The 16,617-nt window shown below is 38.9% G+C and carries 17 protein-coding genes; 13 read left to right on the top strand and 4 right to left on the bottom strand.

The window, feature by feature from the left end:
* Positions 1–164 precede the first annotated feature (164 nt).
* The 3 genes from istB to BGP15_RS08830 all read right to left on the bottom strand — a co-directional run bounded on the left by istB (position 165) and on the right by BGP15_RS08830 (position 3,141).
* Positions 165–881, bottom strand: a complete 717-nt coding sequence (istB, locus tag BGP15_RS08840) for an IS21-like element helper ATPase IstB (RefSeq protein ID WP_286769261.1) — start codon at positions 879–881, stop codon at positions 165–167.
* Between the two features lie 17 nt (positions 882–898).
* A complete protein-coding gene (gene istA, locus BGP15_RS08835; RefSeq protein WP_239468857.1) occupies positions 899–2,431 on the bottom strand; it encodes an IS21 family transposase in 1,533 nt (510 codons plus the stop codon).
* A 242-nt stretch (positions 2,432–2,673) separates the two neighbouring features.
* Entirely contained in the window at positions 2,674–3,141 is a 468-nt protein-coding gene (locus BGP15_RS08830) for a helix-turn-helix domain-containing protein (RefSeq protein WP_159732720.1), read from the bottom strand.
* A 69-nt stretch (positions 3,142–3,210) separates the two neighbouring features.
* Here BGP15_RS08830 and BGP15_RS08825 point away from each other — a divergent pair, with 69 nt between their 5' ends.
* The gene (locus BGP15_RS08825) at positions 3,211–4,836 is read left to right on the top strand and encodes an ISL3 family transposase (protein ID WP_286769260.1); all 1,626 of its coding nucleotides are present in this window, start codon (positions 3,211–3,213) and stop codon (positions 4,834–4,836) included.
* A gap of 94 nt (positions 4,837–4,930) precedes the next feature.
* Here BGP15_RS08825 and BGP15_RS08820 read toward each other — a convergent pair whose 3' ends face one another.
* Positions 4,931–5,800: a hypothetical protein gene (locus BGP15_RS08820; protein ID WP_286769259.1), complete on the bottom strand. Its 870-nt coding sequence runs from the start codon at positions 5,798–5,800 to the stop codon at positions 4,931–4,933.
* 530 nt (positions 5,801–6,330) lie between these two features.
* Here BGP15_RS08820 and BGP15_RS08815 point away from each other — a divergent pair.
* The 12 genes from BGP15_RS08815 to BGP15_RS26935 all read left to right on the top strand — a co-directional run bounded on the left by BGP15_RS08815 (position 6,331) and on the right by BGP15_RS26935 (position 16,453).
* Positions 6,331–7,077, top strand: a complete 747-nt coding sequence (locus BGP15_RS08815; RefSeq protein WP_286769258.1) for a hypothetical protein — start codon at positions 6,331–6,333, stop codon at positions 7,075–7,077.
* 16 nt (positions 7,078–7,093) lie between these two features.
* Complete coding sequence (locus BGP15_RS08810) at positions 7,094–7,318, top strand: hypothetical protein (protein ID WP_286769257.1); 225 nt, start codon at positions 7,094–7,096, stop codon at positions 7,316–7,318.
* Between the two features lie 162 nt (positions 7,319–7,480).
* Positions 7,481–8,131: a MarR family winged helix-turn-helix transcriptional regulator gene (locus tag BGP15_RS08805; protein ID WP_075993673.1), complete on the top strand. Its 651-nt coding sequence runs from the start codon at positions 7,481–7,483 to the stop codon at positions 8,129–8,131.
* Between the two features lie 267 nt (positions 8,132–8,398).
* The gene (locus tag BGP15_RS08800) at positions 8,399–10,687 is read left to right on the top strand and encodes a TonB-dependent receptor (protein ID WP_286769256.1); all 2,289 of its coding nucleotides are present in this window, start codon (positions 8,399–8,401) and stop codon (positions 10,685–10,687) included.
* Positions 10,688–10,691: 4 nt separating this feature from the next.
* Positions 10,692–11,495: a DUF4249 domain-containing protein gene (locus tag BGP15_RS08795; RefSeq protein ID WP_286769255.1), complete on the top strand. Its 804-nt coding sequence runs from the start codon at positions 10,692–10,694 to the stop codon at positions 11,493–11,495.
* A gap of 12 nt (positions 11,496–11,507) precedes the next feature.
* Complete coding sequence (gene uraH, locus BGP15_RS08790) at positions 11,508–11,924, top strand: hydroxyisourate hydrolase (RefSeq protein WP_286769254.1); 417 nt, start codon at positions 11,508–11,510, stop codon at positions 11,922–11,924.
* A gap of 5 nt (positions 11,925–11,929) precedes the next feature.
* Positions 11,930–13,414 (top strand): bifunctional phytoene desaturase/3,4-desaturase, encoded by a 1,485-nt coding sequence (gene crtID, locus BGP15_RS08785; RefSeq protein ID WP_286769253.1) that lies wholly within the window; start codon positions 11,930–11,932, stop codon positions 13,412–13,414.
* A gap of 4 nt (positions 13,415–13,418) precedes the next feature.
* Positions 13,419–14,255, top strand: a complete 837-nt coding sequence (locus tag BGP15_RS08780; protein WP_286769252.1) for a phytoene/squalene synthase family protein — start codon at positions 13,419–13,421, stop codon at positions 14,253–14,255.
* 8 nt (positions 14,256–14,263) lie between these two features.
* Positions 14,264–14,722: a sterol desaturase family protein gene (locus BGP15_RS08775; protein WP_286769251.1), complete on the top strand. Its 459-nt coding sequence runs from the start codon at positions 14,264–14,266 to the stop codon at positions 14,720–14,722.
* Positions 14,719–15,441: a lycopene cyclase domain-containing protein gene (locus tag BGP15_RS08770; protein ID WP_286769250.1), complete on the top strand. Its 723-nt coding sequence runs from the start codon at positions 14,719–14,721 to the stop codon at positions 15,439–15,441. The genes BGP15_RS08775 and BGP15_RS08770 overlap by 4 nt, the downstream gene beginning before the upstream one ends.
* A 68-nt stretch (positions 15,442–15,509) precedes the next feature.
* The gene (locus BGP15_RS08765; RefSeq protein ID WP_286769249.1) at positions 15,510–16,046 is read left to right on the top strand and encodes a cysteine hydrolase family protein; all 537 of its coding nucleotides are present in this window, start codon (positions 15,510–15,512) and stop codon (positions 16,044–16,046) included.
* Positions 16,047–16,276: 230 nt separating this feature from the next.
* Complete coding sequence (locus BGP15_RS26935) at positions 16,277–16,453, top strand: colicin immunity domain-containing protein (protein WP_083663712.1); 177 nt, start codon at positions 16,277–16,279, stop codon at positions 16,451–16,453.
* Positions 16,454–16,617 lie beyond the last annotated feature (164 nt).

The following is a 16,617-nucleotide window of genomic DNA, read 5'->3' as shown; positions in this document are numbered from 1 at the left end:
AAACAAGTTTTGATGCATTCATTAAAATATGAACGCTAATTGAAGACAAATATGATGGTATTACCACCAAAAGTGGGGAAGAACCTGATGTTGACCCCTTTCCGGCGATACTGACCCCTCTGATTTTGGTTATCTGGGGGATTTTTACCAATAGCCTGACAATATTACCTTTTTTTTCTTAGACTTTCACCCTTAAGTTCAATTCGGTGTGAAGTATGTACAATCCGGTCCAATACAGCGTCGGCGATTATATCTTCCCCAATCACATCATACCAGCTTGCTACGGGAAGCTGACTGGCTATAATGGTCGATGATCTGGCATGCCTATCTTCAATAATTTCCATCAGGTCCAGCCTTTGCTGCTGGTCTAGATTTACAAGACCAAAGTCATCCAGGATCAGCAGGTCAGCTTTTGCAATCCTGTCCAGAAGTTTGTGCATTGATCCTTCCAGTCTGGCAATCTTGGTTCGCTGGAGCAGCTTCTGTAGATTGAAGTATAAGACCTTTTTTCCCTGTGAGCATGCTTTTAAACCAAGGGCTGAGGCCAGAAAGCTTTTTCCGCACCCCGTCGCGCCCGATATCAGTAGCGGCTCACCTCTTTCAATGTACCCGCCAGTAATTAGGTCAGCGATCTGGGCTTTGTCCATACCGCGTTTGGGATCCATATTGAGCTCCTCAACCGATGCCTGATAGCGAAAGGCAGCATTCCTTTTTAGTCTGTCAAACCGTTTTTCTTCCCGGCTGTCCAGCTCCGACTGCAAGAGCAGCTGCAACCCATCCTCAAAGTTAAGTTCTGTCATACGACGGGTTTCCACCAGCGCTTTCCAGCTACGCTCCATGCCCAATAGCCGGAGACTTTTCATGTTGTGTTCGATGTTCACTGTAATTGATTTTTATGTTATGAATAATACCCCCGGTTCCTGATATTTTCATGCAGGGGAAGTTTTTTTTCGATCTGTGCGCCCTGGTGCTCCGGAAAGTTTACCATGCCGGTTATTAAAAGGCCTTCAACAAACTTATACCGTAGCTGGCGATGAGTAATAGCCACCTGGCAGGCCTTTATAAACAGGTCGCTGTAGGTTCTTTGAAGCCTGAACAGTCCGTCACATGTCCTGTAAAGCTGTTCAGGATGGCGTTTCTGGTCAAAGATCATCTGTACCAGTTCACTGAATACCGGAGATATGGCATTTGCTCTTGTAAGGTAATGGGCAGGGTTCCTTTTTCTGAACTCACGGTACCTGGCATCCAGATGTTCCTCCAGGGTGGTGTAGGCATTCTGTTTTGGGCTCCTCTGATGCAGGGCAACCTGTTTTCCTCCAACAAAGATGTGCACGAGATTCTTGGTGTAGATAACCTGTGCTTTCTTTCCGATATAGCAACTCGGGGCACTATAGAAGTGTCTGTCCCTGCCAAGATAGACGTGCCCGTTTTCACCGATCTTAAGCTCCGCATAATATTTTAGTGCAAAGCGATGCTCGGGTAATGGTAACAGAAGATGTTTTTCACAGCTGAGGAACCGTTCCTGCCGACAATAACTCCTGTTCTGCATACGCGTCTGGTTCAGCTTCAATACACAGTCTTCAACGGCGCTGTTGAGGGCTGATAATGAGAAAAAGCTCCTGTTTCGAAGTTTGGCAAATACCTGCGTATAAATGATCTTTACATGGTTTTCTACGGCACTCTTGTCCCTGGGCTTTCCAGCGCGTGCAGGAACGATAACAGTACCGTAATGATTGGCCAGATCTTCCATACAGCGGTTGATTTCCGGTTCGTACCTGTCACTTTTTATAACCGCAGACTTAAGATTGTCCGGAACGATACATCTTGGCACCCCGCCAAGAAACTGTATACATTTATCCAGCGCGTCCAAAAAGTCGGGTGTCTTCTGGCTCGGCACAGCTGTGGCATAACAATAATTGGAAAAAGGAAGACAGGCCACAAATATCTCACAATTTATGATCTCACCGGTATTGCCATCGATAAAATGAAGCTTCTTGCCGGAAAAGTCGATATAAAGTTTATCTGCTGGCGTATGTTCCATGACCATCGAGCTGCGCTTCTGTACTTTGAGATATTGCCCCAGGTGGAAACAGAACTGTGAAAGTTCATAGCCGTCCGACACGCTCTGCTTATATTCTTCCCAAAGAAGTTTACGGGTAACACCGGGACGGCCGAGTTCTTGCTGAAAATAGGAAAGCCGCTCTTTGAAATCCTCAAACCGGGCATCACGATAGGCTGGATTACCGGCATTCAGAAGCCCGTCGAGAATCGGATCCTCCAGTTCCAGCAGCTCGTTCATGTTGAGCTTTGCTTGACCGATCTTGAAAAGATAGGTCTTTACGGTGTTCTTACTCAGTGATAAACAACGTGCTATCGCTTTTATGGCATAGCCCTGCTGTTTCAATCTTATCAATTGTTTTATCTGACTCATGGGTCTTGATTTACCGGCCATTGGAATAACTCTTAAAAATCTTATCCCAAATAAATCAAAATAACCAAGGGGGTCAGTATGGTCCGGAATAAATCCATCTAAATCTTATTAGGGGGTCAACATCTGCCGGAATGGCATGCGATAACTCAATGGAATCGCGCATATACTCCAGTGCAAAGTGCCGGAATCATGGGGTCAATTTACTGGTTCTTCATCAATTTTGGTGAAAGTACAACAAATAATTACACTTTAGATATTAGGCCAAGTTTCTTTTCAAAGATAATTCCAACCTTGGCTAGCAAGTTATAAATTTGCGCCTTTTGATATACTAAACCATATTCTCTTTTAATCCACTGTATCAAAAGAGGTCCGGTCCACTTTTCTGATTGATATCCATGATTCAATGGCGTTTCTTTTATTACCAGCTCTTTGATTCTTTCCAGCTGTTCTTCCGACAACCCGCTACGCCTCCCTCGTCCTTTCTTATCTTTTAATCCTTCTATACCTTCCTTTTCAAATCGATGCACCCAATTTGTTATCTGCTTGAAACTGATACTGTGGAGTTCCGATAGCCGTCTGCTTGAATGTCCCAAGGCAACCAGATATACCAAATACAGTCTTACGCCGACAACGTAAGCATCATTTGTGTTTAATAATTTTTTTATTTCTCCTGCCTCTGATCTTTGAATTTTTAAGACTGATTTTCCCACGATATTTCTTTTTGAAAACAAACAAATATATGGATAATAATGTGTAATTTATTATTATACTTTTATGTCATGATTCCACATTTTATCCTTCCTTCTAATTTACAGCTAAAAGCTCACACAATATATTCCTCTCCAGGAGAACTTTGTATTAATACATGTGCTTATCAAAAATATTCAGTTTGTCCTATTTGCAAAAAGAAAAGTATTAGGATCCACAGTAGGTATTTTAGGACTCTTTTGGATCTTCCTATTTCCGGTCATATAACGAAAGTCAAGCTGCGTGCTAGAAAGTATTTCTGTGACAATATAGCCTGCCCAAGAAAGATTTTTACTGAACGCTTCCACTGTGAAATCAAGCCTTATTATAGAAGACTTATGCGCTCTAATGATCTTCTTTTTAAAATGGCACTTGAACTGGGCGGAAATAAAGGCGCATCAATAAGCGGTTATGTTGGACTACCTGTCAGCCCGTCCACTATTTTACGGGTGATCAAAAGAGTCAATATACAACCTAATTCATTAACATCTGGTGTAATTGGCGTAGATGACTGGGCTTTCAAAAAAGGAAGGACCTACGGAACCGTTATTGTTGATTTAAAAAGAAAAGAAGTTATCGACCTGCTGCCCGATCGTGAATCGGGCACCCTCGCCGAATGGCTAAAAAAGCATCCGGAAATAAAAACAGTTTCCAGGGATCGATATGGACCATATGCTTTGGGTATAAAAGCGGGCGCCCCTCAAGCCAACCAGGTTGCAGATCGCTTTCACTTACTGTTGAACCTTGGAGAAGCAACCAAAAGGATTTTTCAATCAAAAGGAAAAGAACTAAGGGAGATATTTAAGCTTTACAATGATCCCAAAAGCGAACGATCTACATCAGCTGAGACTGAGCAGCCAGCTAAGAGAGTATTAGAAATCGTAGAGCCGAACATTTTGACGGCTAATATTAGTGTCGCTAGAAAGTATCTTTTTGACAAAGTTAAAGAGCTACACGGAAACGGTATTACGCTAAGACAGATTGCCAGAATTACGAAGCTCGCGCGTGGCACTGTTAGAAGATACGTTTTAATGGACTCACTTACAAAAAGGCAATCCAGAAGTTCAACCAACCTGGACGCTTTTATTAACTTTCTCTTGATGGAAGAGAACCGAGGTAAAACATACCGCGAACTGCATGAAACAATTGTAGAGATGGGTTTCAACGGAAAATACACACAGTTCTGCCACAAGATGAACGAAGTTTATCAAATGCAGCCATTCACTAGAACCAAAACAGTAACTCCCATAGTAGCAAAAACCTGGTCACCGGCGAGGCTCTCCTTGATGCTCTATATGGAATTAGAGCAAATTAAGGGAAATGATGACAAGGAATTTTTGAAATTACTGTTTGATAAATTTCCGCAGATAAAACAATTGGAGCAGCAGGTAAAGGGTTTTAAGCGATTGTTTCAGAGCAAACAGGACGGTCTGTTAAAAAATTGGATTGATGAGGCGATAAAATCAGAATGTGGTTTGAAAAACTTTGCTAAAAACCTCATAAAGGACTATCAGGCAGTTAATAATGCTGTGATAACATCCATAAGCAATGGTCAAGTTGAAGGCCAGGTAAACCGAATAAAAAACATCAAAAGGAAAATGTATGGGAAGGCAGGCTTTGAGTTATTAAGAAAAATGGTTCTTGCTAAATCAGCCTAATTCACCAAAATTGATGAAGAACCAATTTACTCCGGAATATGCAGAAGGTTTAAAACAACGAAGCTCTACTAAGCTTCGTTGTTTTATTTTAATATTAATTCTCAACTACGTCCGGATAGAGTGTTTTTGTAAAAAGACCGCATTTAGTATTACCCGTTGCTGTAATAGATACAATAGGTAAACTATCATATGCTTTATTAAGAACACGAATTCTCACACTATTTTCGGTTGTACCTAATACGGTTGCACCGCCTACCTGGAAAGTTATGTTTGATAAACCTATATCAGCAGGAAGATAATAAACTAAGGTCTCTAATGGACGGACGATGGGCTTTCCTGAAATTTCAAAGTCTTCTTTTGGAGGTTTTATATTAAACTCAAAACTTCCTAGACTCGAATCGCAAGGGTAGTATCCTACTGTACCAATACCTGTTCCTTTACTTTTTACAGTTACGTTTGCTCCATTGGTACTTCCAATAATTTCTAAATCTCCTTTGACGTACCAATTCACAGGTTCATTTATTACATATCCTGAGGATGTTCGGTAAGTTACAACTTGAGTAGTTCCAATACATTGTTCAGGTTCTGCAACAAATTCCATTAAAGATTTTGCACTAATCGTTGGAGTCTTCAAATGAATCTTAGTATTCTTACTTACGTTAGAGCGAAATTTAAAGCCTATAAATTGAAAACATGCGTCCGGAATAAATTTTAACGTTATTGTTCTACTTTGATGCTTGTTGATATCTTGAGGACCTGGTATTGATATCTTCTGAAATACATCATTCGTTGATTTTAGTGGTGGATTTATATATTGCGTAAATAACCCTGATCCATTTAAGTTTTTAATTGTATATATTTCAATTTCAGGAAAATATGATTTTGAAGATACCTCAAGAAATGATTTGTCATCATAACCTTCCAAGTTTATTGGAAAAGTTAGTGTATATTCTTTTCCTTTCACAAAGGGAAATTTGGTCAATCCATAAGCTTCTTGCCCTGGTGCTAAATTTGCAGTAACTATAGTGTCAATGGGGCCCCTTAGTAAGATCTCCTCTTAATTTATGGAATGTACCAGGTTTCATTGAATCCAAGTCTGTATTTTCACTTTCGAACCTAGATATGTAGGCGTTTGGACTTGGGGTCGGCGTAACAACCGCTGCTTTAAGTTTGCTAATAGATTTGTCTTCATTGATCGTTATTGAATCGTTTCTTTTCGAGCACGACAAAAAGAACAATGAAATGATAAATAATGTAAATTTTATTGTTTTCATTAAAATTTGGTTTTTATGTAATATTATAAAATATCTGAATATGATATAGGACTGTAGCTAAAAACTACACAAATGTGTTTGTAGCTAATACAATAAATGAAAAATTTTCTTACCCTAGACTTTTCGGTATCTCCTCACTACCGCTTACATACCCCTTCTTTTCCTCAGATAGCAGCTTCGGCCCGCCTACTTTTGCTATATATTTTAAAAGAAAAGAATTATGGCAAATCAATTTTTAGTTAAGAACACGATGGCAGATATGCGTGCTTTATCTGCAATTGAAATCGCAGCATTGCAAAACGGTACCTACGATGGGGTGGAGTTGTTAGGGTATCACGAAAAAGGAGATACAGCGGCACCGATTATTTATTATTTAGCTCCGGTAAGTCCAGATCCTGGAGCAGATGATGGTGGTCGAGTTATTGCTGTTCAAAGTAACAAGCTGGTACACGAATTTGCGGATCAGATCGATGTCCGGTATTTTGGCGTCAGTGCCACGATCACAGATAATACTGTACAATTTCAGAAGCTTGTGAACCTTGCTATTGTTAAAGGATTGAATGTATACTTTGATGGATTTTATGCAATCAAAAATATCCAGATTGATCAGGCAAATAATATCAAATTCTATTCGAACAACGGCGGTTTGTACCAGTATGTGGCAGGAAGGAATTTTATCAACCTCACTAATTCCTCAAAAGTTACCTTCGAGGGGCTTAAAATAAAAGGTTTCGGTCAGTTTGAAATTCCACAGGGCGAAAGCGGAACCTATTATCACAATGTGTATATTTCCGACTGTAGCGAAATTTCATTCGACCGCTGTGAAGTCTTTAATGCGACACGCGGCGGCATACTCAGTATCCGGACAAATTACCTGTCTGTCAATAATTGCCGCTTTTATCAAAATCGCAGTATGTTTGACCTGTCCTACGGCTATACACATACCAAATACGACGGAAGACCATAAGGAAGAAACCTGGTTTGTGAAATTTGGTGAAGAAATAATAGGAGTTGGGCTTTTTTCAAAACACAGCGGGCGTTGTGTTTTGGCAATTGTTGGTGATGCTTATGATGATAAGAAAATAATTGGCGATATCAATTCACACGATAAAATTATTATTGAAGGATTGAATATAGCTTTTGAAGGGTATTTAAGATCCATTCTCGGTGATGTAGTGATTGGCGAAAAGAAAGTGGATGATAAGTAACAATAATGATATATATAGAAACGCCTTCAAAATTTTAGGCTGTTTATAAGATCAAAGTGATCAATTTTAATAATCAGTCGTTCAAATAGAAACTGATACAAAAACCTTTTACTTTTTTTTTCGCAATAAAAATCTTTCATTTGTATAGCAGAGAAAGTTGTGATGATAAGAAAAGATCTTTTGATCGAAATAGCTGAAGAGCTAGAGGATTACTGTACCAATGAATCGGTGAATGGTACGCTCACTGATTTTTTAAAATACATGTATCTCAAAAATTCAATTGGGATGACCCAGACACGTAAAGTTGGGGGAGAGCATGCTATTGTCACAGAAAGAGATGTCCCGGCAGAAGATTTGGGTAAACTTCTTTTGATGATGAATCGTTATGCGAAACATTACATAAAGTTAGCATTCGAAGGAACCCATCTGCAGACTCCGGAAGATTTTACCTTTCTAATGGTGTTGTTCTCTTATGATAAGCTACTTCAGACAGAACTGATTAGGAAAAATGCTGTCGAAAAAGCTTCTGGTACAGAAGTCATCCGTCGATTAATGCGACTTGGTTTAATCGAAGAAGCACCCAAAGTCTCCGATAAAAGAGCCAAACCAATCTGTATTTCCAATGCTGGCCGTGCTGAACTGTTTAAGGTGCTGCCTAACATGAAAACGGTAGGTAATATCCTGATCGGCAACCTTTCAAACGAAGAACGCGATTTATTAATAATATTACTTGCTAAGCTCGATCACCATCACCATACCCTGATTGATATGAAAGATGTGACCCATCTTGAACAATATCTCAAAAAGGATTGAGATAAGTTTAACCTATCTCTATTTTAAAAATTATTCTTTATTCATTTATTTATAATGCTGAATATCAATTGTATGCTTTTGATATGAAATAGCGTGCATAGAAAATATTTCGTCGTTTTTGTACTACAATTCGGTCATGTCTTTATTATTTTTTAAAAAAGTAGTGTTATTTAATACTAAATTAGAGTTTAAATAAACTATATTTGATTTTGAATTTTTAAAGGTAGCCGTATGTTTGACAAAAATTTCATTTTAACTACACTCATTATGCTAAGTGCTTTTTCTGGTTTAGCCCAAAAGAAAGTACTCTCTGGCATTGTGAAAGATGCAAATACAGGTGAGACTCTAATCGGTGCAGTTGTCTCAGAAAAGGATACAGAGCGAGCAACGTCAACAAACAATTATGGGTTCTATTCCCTAGTACTCGAAGCAGGAGAGCGGATCGTGACTTTCAGTTATGTGGGGTACGAAACTCAGACAAAAACAATCTCCTTAAATGAATCAATGAAGAATGATATCGAACTCATACCCAACCAGAATGCATTGCAAGAGGTTGTTGTATCGGGCGTTCAACGCAATAAAAATGTGCGTAGTCCACAGATGGGATCATTCAAATTTAGTATGGAAGAGATAAAAAACGTACCTGTACTATTTGGCGAGAAAGATCTGCTCAAGACGATACAGCTGCTGCCCGGTGTGCAGAGTGGAGGCGAGGGAAGCACAAATTTTTTTGTTCGTGGTGGAGGGGGAGATCAGAATCTGATTTTGTTGGATGAAGCAATTGTTTATAATGCCGCTCATCTTTTAGGTTTTTTTTCCACCTTCAATTCTGATGCGGTTAAAGACGTGCAGCTGTACAAAGGTGGGATACCAAGCCAATATGGCGGACGAATATCTTCCGTTTTGGATATTACGATGGTGGATGGAAATCAGAAAGAGTTTTCTGCTGAAGGCGGTGTTGGTCTTATTGCATCGCGCCTAAAGGTATCGGCACCTTTGCCTGATGATCGCGGATCATTCATGCTCAGTGGCCGGCGTACATATGCGGACCTTTTTCTCAAACTTTCAAATGATCAGGATGTGAAGCAGAGTAAATTATATTTTTATGATTTAAATGCTAAACTAAACTATAAGATTGACGAACGAAATAAAGTCTTCCTTTCGGGTTACTTTGGAAAGGATGAATTGGGTTTTTCAGATAAATTTGGTTTTAACTGGGGAAATACAACAGCTACTGTGCGGTGGAATCATATTTTCAATGATCGCTTGTTTAGTAATACCTCCTTAATTTACAGTGATTTTAATTACAATGTTGGCGTCAATGGTAATAGCGGTGACTTTGATATCGCTTCTAAAATTGGGAATTGGAATCTCAAACAGGATTTTTCTTTTTACCCATCCAATAGGTCCACAATACGATTTGGCGCAAATGCGCTGAACCAAAATATTCGACCTGCAAGTTTAGCTGCTGACAAAGATGCCAATGTCAATTCGATTCGCATTGAAAAGCGTAAAGGCTGGGATGTAAGCGCTTATTTTTCTCATGAATGGAAAGCCAACGATCGCCTTTCCTTACTGTATGGTGTCCGATTGTCGGATTTTATGGTGATGGGGCCAGGTACTTTCTATCGTTTTGATGACGACAGAGATGTTATTGACGAACAATATTTTGGAAAGGGAACGGTAGCGAAGCATTACATCAATCTGGAACCCAGGCTATCTGCAAGCCTACTTTTAAATTCCCTGAGCAGTATTAAACTTTCCTATAATCGGATGGCGCAGAATCTGCATCAATTAACCAATTCCACTTCGGCGCTTCCTACAGATCAGTATGTGTTGAGCAGCTTGAATATCAAACCGCAGCTCGCTGATCAGATTGCTTTCGGATACTTTCGAAATTTCAACGGTAGCGCTTATGAATTTTCAGTGGAATCCTATTATAAGGCCATGGCCAATCAGATCGACTTTCGCACCGGCGCTGATCTCCAGGCTAACGAATTGCTTGAAGGAGAACTTCTTTTTGGTAAGGGTCGTGCATATGGTCTTGAATTATTGCTACGGAAAAATAGTGGTAAACTAAGTGGATGGATAGGTTACACTTTATCGAAGAGTGAGCGAAAGTTTAATGGAATTAACCAGGGAGCCTGGTTTAATGCCCGGCAGGATCGTACCCATGATCTTTCCTTGGTGACCATGTATAAGTTGTCGGATAAATGGTCTTTGGGGGCAAATTTTATTTTCAACAGTGGTAATGCAGTTACTTATCCAGCAGGGAAATATGACTTAAACAATACCACATTATTTTATTATACTCAGCGAAATAGCCATAGATCGCCAATTTACCATCGTTTGGATCTGTCTGCAACGTATGAACCTCAAAAATCAAACAAACGTTTTACTTCCAGCTGGACATTTGGGCTATATAATGCCTACAACCGACGCAATGCCTATATTGTGGACTTTAGGGAAAATGAAGACAATCCCAATATAACAGAAGCCTATCAGATTGCATTATTTGGTATTATACCATCAGTTACCTGGAATTTTAAGTTTTAATATTATGAAAAGAAACCTACTTACAATATTGGCGCTTCTGACTGTTTTATTTTCCGCCTGTGAAAAAGTGATCGATCTAGAGCTGGAAAATAGCGAAGCGCGCATTGTGATTGAAGCCAATTTAAATGATTTAAACGTAGATCAGCTCATTAGGGTTACTAAAACTGTCGCTTTCGGTACAGATAGAAAGAGCGATCCTATTTCCGGCGCATCGGTGGTGGTGCGGTCTTCTGCGAATGAGGAAATAACTTTTGTTTATGAACGCGATGGTTACTATCGTGCCCAAAACTTCCGCGTCCGTCCAGGAACAAAATATAGCCTTGAAATAGAATTAGAAGGAGAATATTATCGGTCTTCGGTAACTATGCCTACCTACGTGGCCGTTGATTCCCTAGGAATCTCAAAAGAAAAAATCTTTACAGAAGAGCGTTACTATCCAACCTTTAAATTTTACGATCCGGCACAAGTAAACAATTATTATCTGTACGAAATCGCTATCAATAATTCTCCTATACGGTTTGCTTCAACATATAACGATAAGTTCAACGATGGAAAATATGTTACGCATGAAATCTCTGATCGTACAATAGATTTGGAGCTGAATGACGAAGTGAGGATAATTCGGTACTGTATTGATGCCAGTGTTTACAAATTTTGGAATGAGTTTCAATCTGCAAATCCTGGCGGGGCAGCTCCAGGAAATCCAAGCTCCAATATATCTAATGGGGCCCTAGGCTATTTCTCAGTAGCATCCGCGGTTGCATATTTTTTCAAAACCCAAGAGTATATGGACAAAGTAGAACAATAAGAAAATTATAGTATGAAGATTAAAAAAAAACACTTTATTATGTTGTTTTGTGTATTCTTTGGATTGCCTGTATATAGTCAGCATGTTAAATATCAATTGTCAAGCCACATTCTGGATATTTCCAAAGGAAGCCCTGCTCCAGATGTTAAAGTTGATTTGGAGAAGTTGATGTCAAATGGACAATGGATTACTATAGCAAGTGAAAAAACGGATTTTAACGGTCGTATCAGTAATTTTTTATTAACCGGTAAAACTGATAATAAAGGTATATACAAGCTTAAATTCTATATAGAAAGTTATTTTCTCCTTCAAAAGCTCGAAACATTTTACCCTTTTATTGAAGTCATTTTTGAAATAAAAGACGACAAGCATTACCATGTTCCGATCACTGTAAGTCCATTTGGATATTCAACATATAGAGGGAGCTAAGTATAATGAAAACGAGAAAAAAAGTAGCTGTCATCGGAGCAGGTTTTTCGGGCCTTTCAGCCGCGGCCTATCTTGGCGAGGCGGGGTATGATGTACATGTGTTTGAAAAACATGAAGGGCCTGGTGGCCGCGCTAGACATTTTTGTACACCTGAGGGCTTTCGTTTTGACATGGGACCTAGCTGGTATTGGATGCCCGATATTATCGAATCGTTCTTTTCAGATTTTGGATTCCATACCTCAGATTTTTTTGATCTTGTATCGCTCAATCCACAATTTGAGATGATATTTCCTGCTGGAAAGATCAGCATCCCTAAATCTTACGAAGATTTAAAGGAATTGTTCGAACAGATCGAGGCCGGGGCGGGGGCAAAACTTGATAAGTTTATGTATTCCGCAAAATTCAAATATGAGGTCGGAATGCGTGATTTTGTCAATAAGCCTTGTCATAGTTGGTTCGAGTTCATCTCACCGAAAATTGCACTTAGTGCATTCAAACTGGATTTGTTTTCTAATTTTAGGTCCTACGTGGGCAAATACTTTAACGATCAAAGACTTCGTACCTTGATGGAATTTCCAGTCATCTTTTTAGGTGCATCGCCCAAAGATATTCCGGCATTATATAGTCTGATGAACTATGGCGGTTATGCACTGGGAACACATTATCCCATGGGCGGTTTTTCTCAGCTGGTATTAGCCATGAAACAGGTTGCCGAGTCGCAAGGTGCTACTTTCCACTTCAACCACAATGTGGATGCCTTTGAAATTGAAAACCGAATGATCACTTCATTAAAGATTAATGGTCAAGATCAGAAATTTGATCTTGTGGTCGCTTCGGCAGACTATCATCATATAGAAAAGCAATTGCCGAAAGAGTTTAGAAATTATGATGAGGGGTATTGGGAGAGTCGGACATTCGCACCTTCTAGCCTTATTTATTATCTTGGTATGAAATCAGTAATACCTAATTTAACACATCATACACTTTTCTTCGAAAATAACCTGGATGAACATATTGATTCTATTTATTCAGCTAAAAAATGGCCTGAAAAACCACTTTTCTATGCCTGTTGCCCATCCAAAACAGATAAAAGTGTTGCCCCAATGGGTCAGGAGAATCTCTTTTTATTGATGCCTTTGGCGACTGGCATCTCGGATATTGAAGAGACACGGGAAGAGTATTTACGGCACATGCTTGAACGCCTCGAAAAGCAAACCGGAGTAACAAACCTCTACGAGAAGATTGCGTATAAACGGAGTTATTGTGTCAGTGATTTTCAGCTGGATTATAATGCTTATGGCGGCAATGCCTATGGGCTAGCAAATACCTTAAAGCAGACTGCTGTTTGGAAACCAAAAATAAAGAATAAAAATATTTGTAATCTTTTTTACACAGGTCAGCTTACCGTTCCGGGGCCCGGTGTACCACCATCCATCATATCGGGGAAAATTGTAGCAAAAGAAGCCATTGAATTAGATCATAAATTTTAATACCATGAAGAAACTATTTGATGAACTCGCTTATGAAGTAAGCAAAAAAACAACAGAAAAGTATAGCACAAGCTTTTCGCTTGGTATTTTAGCGCTTAAACCTTGCATTCGTAATAGTATATATGCAATCTATGGCTATGTCCGGCTTGCTGATGAAATTGTGGATAGTTTTCATGATTATGATAAGCGGCGGTTGTTAGCAAGATTATATCTGGAAACAAACTGCGCGTTAGAGGAAAGGATTTCAATAAATCCGATATTGCAATCCTTTCAGGAAACTGTTCATAAGTATAATATAGATATTGAGCTAGTCCGTCAATTTCTCCATAGCATGGAAATGGACCTAAATAAGGTATATTACAATTCCGAACGTTATAAGGAATACATTTATGGTTCGGCAGAAGTGGTGGGACTTATGTGCTTACAAGTTTTTACAGAAGGCAACAGGCAGCACTACGAGGAACTAAAACCTTATGCGATGAAACTTGGCTCCGCATTCCAAAAAATAAACTTTTTGCGTGATCTTAAAGAAGATTATCATGTCCTTGGTCGTACGTATTTTCCGAATTTAGATATGGCTGTGTTCGATAATGCACTCAAAAGTCAGATTGAGGATGAAATCCACATTGAATTTAAAGAAGCGCTTATGGGAATAAAAAAATTGCCTACATCGGCGAAATTCGGAGTCTATCTGGCCTACAAATATTACCTTTCGCTATTTGCAAAAATCCGTAAAAAGTCTTCAAAAGAAATTTTGGAAAATAGAATCCGGATTCCAAATACAGAAAAGGCCTATGTTGCCCTGAAAAGTTATCTGCGTTACAAAGCTGCCTATTTATAATATCGATTATGGATTTTATCACTGTACTGGTCACGTTTATTGCCATGGAAGGCGCCACATGGGTTATTCACAAATATATTATGCACGGTTTTCTGTGGGTATTGCACAAAGATCATCATGACCATAGTAACAAAGGCTTTTTGGAAAAGAACGATTATTTCTTTGTGATTTTTGCACTGCCCACCATTGCCTTGATGTACTATGGATCGCTAAGGGATTATAATTACCTTTTTTATATTGGATTAGGAATTATGATCTATGGTATGGCTTATTTCTTTGTGCATGATATTTTTATCCACCAACGTTTCAAATTTCTGAACAAAACAAATAACCGTTATTTTTTAGCACTTCGTCGAGCGCACAAACAACATCACAAACATCTTGGCAAGGAACAAGGCGAGTGCTTTGGCTTTTTATATGTTCCGATGGAATACTTTAAAATGTATAATAAAAATGAAAAAACATGATGCAATATACCTATGCGCTTATCTTATTTTTTACGGTCGTAATATGTTTTGTCGCATCCTTCGACAGGCGGCTTCGATTTGATCGTGAATTTATTCCTTTTTTAAAATCTTCTATTTTGGTTGCTATTTTTTTTATTGCCTGGGATATTTGGTTTACGAGTAGGGGGGTATGGTGGTTTGATACCCGATATACACTTGGTCTGCGGATCTTGGGCTTACCTTTAGAAGAATGGTTGTTTTTTATCTTTATCCCATTTTCCTGCATCTTTACCTATTTTTGCATTGATAAATTCTTCAGCTTGCAGCAGCTCAGTGCCTTTAACAATATCCTGGTTTTTGTTAGTGTTATTGTATGTACTGTCGTAGCTCTTAGTTTTGCAGATCGCATATATACTGTTGTCACTGCCGCTGTTACGATCTTGATGCTATTGATCTTTCATTTCGTGTTACGTGTACAATGGATTACACAGGCCTCTTTGGTATTTACCCTGCTCATGTTGGGATTTTTACCTTTCAATGGCATACTGACTGGAACAGGACTCGAATCCCCGATAGTTAATTATAATTCATCAGACTTTATGGGGGTTAGAATATTTACGGTTCCCATTGAAGATGCAGTCTATGGTTATACCCAGTTTTTATTGGTGCTTTATTTTTTTAAAAAATTTCATTCCAATCGGTATAAACATGTTGTATCCAGTCTTTCCTCTAAAGAGTAAAATTAGGAATAGAAATCTTGTTGTGTTCGTCGACGTATATTTATCAATAATATAGATTTAGTTCACAAATGAGAGCCTTACTAATTATAGATATGCAACTGGGGAGTTTTAGACCCTATGAGCTGCGGCAGGATACCTTTGCTGTTATCGATCGGATAAACAGACTTTCTGATGCATTCAGAAAAAACGGAGACCTGGTCATTTTTATTCAGCATGATGGGACAAAGGAAAACTGTTTCATGCCGGGGACAGAAGAGTGGTCTTTGTTACCTGAGCTGATCAGAGGTGCCGCTGACATATTTGTTTCTAAGACAGCGAATGATTCATTTTATAAAACTGATCTTCAGGCGATATTGAGGAGTGAGGGAGTGAAGGAACTGATCGTGACTGGATGTGCTACAGATTTCTGTGTGGATTCCACTATAAAATCAGCCTTGACGAGAGACTATTCTATTACCGTGGCTGCTGATGGACACACCACCGCCGATAGGCCCATGATCCCAGCTCGGCAAGTGATTCAGTATTTTAATTGGCTATGGTCAGAGATGACGCCAACAGAAGGGGGGATCAAAGTCGAAACGTGTGATGCAATTTTAGGAGCTTAACCTATGAAATCATGAGATATACCATAAGGACGATAGGTTTCAGCCTGGATTGTGCAAAATCCTCGTTATAACCCGTTTTTTGTTCAGTCCGTATCTGTAATGTCAATAATAATGATTTCATATTTTCTCGAGACTGTAACTTGACCGTGTCGTTTGAATAATTGAATATAAATAATCTTATTGAATTATTCCTCTGACACAGTTCATGTTACAGTCTCTACCTTGATCTTATACGTGGTTTTTTAAGCAACGAGATCACAGCTTCAGTTTTTGAAACTCGTTTTCTTCAGCTTAGGCGGGAAGATAGCCAATGGATGAAATTTGGTTCTGATCATAAGGCCTACCGAATTTTAGATACGCTGAAGTATCCGTTGCTGAATATCGCAATGACAAAAATGGACAAATAAAAAATGTGAAGTCCTTTCGAACTCCACATTTCTATAATTAATATACTTTGTGGTACGATGCTGTTACCTCTTTTGTTTTTTCATTTCTTCTATCTCTCGCTTTAGCTGGTCTCGATCTTCTTTCTTGTAAAATTCTAACTCCGTTGCAGAATAATCGTACTTGA

It is taken from the genome of Sphingobacterium sp. 40-24, assembly GCF_001899705.1.
Classification (GTDB): domain Bacteria; phylum Bacteroidota; class Bacteroidia; order Sphingobacteriales; family Sphingobacteriaceae; genus Sphingobacterium; species Sphingobacterium multivorum.
This window is presented reverse-complemented; position numbering and strand designations above follow the sequence as displayed.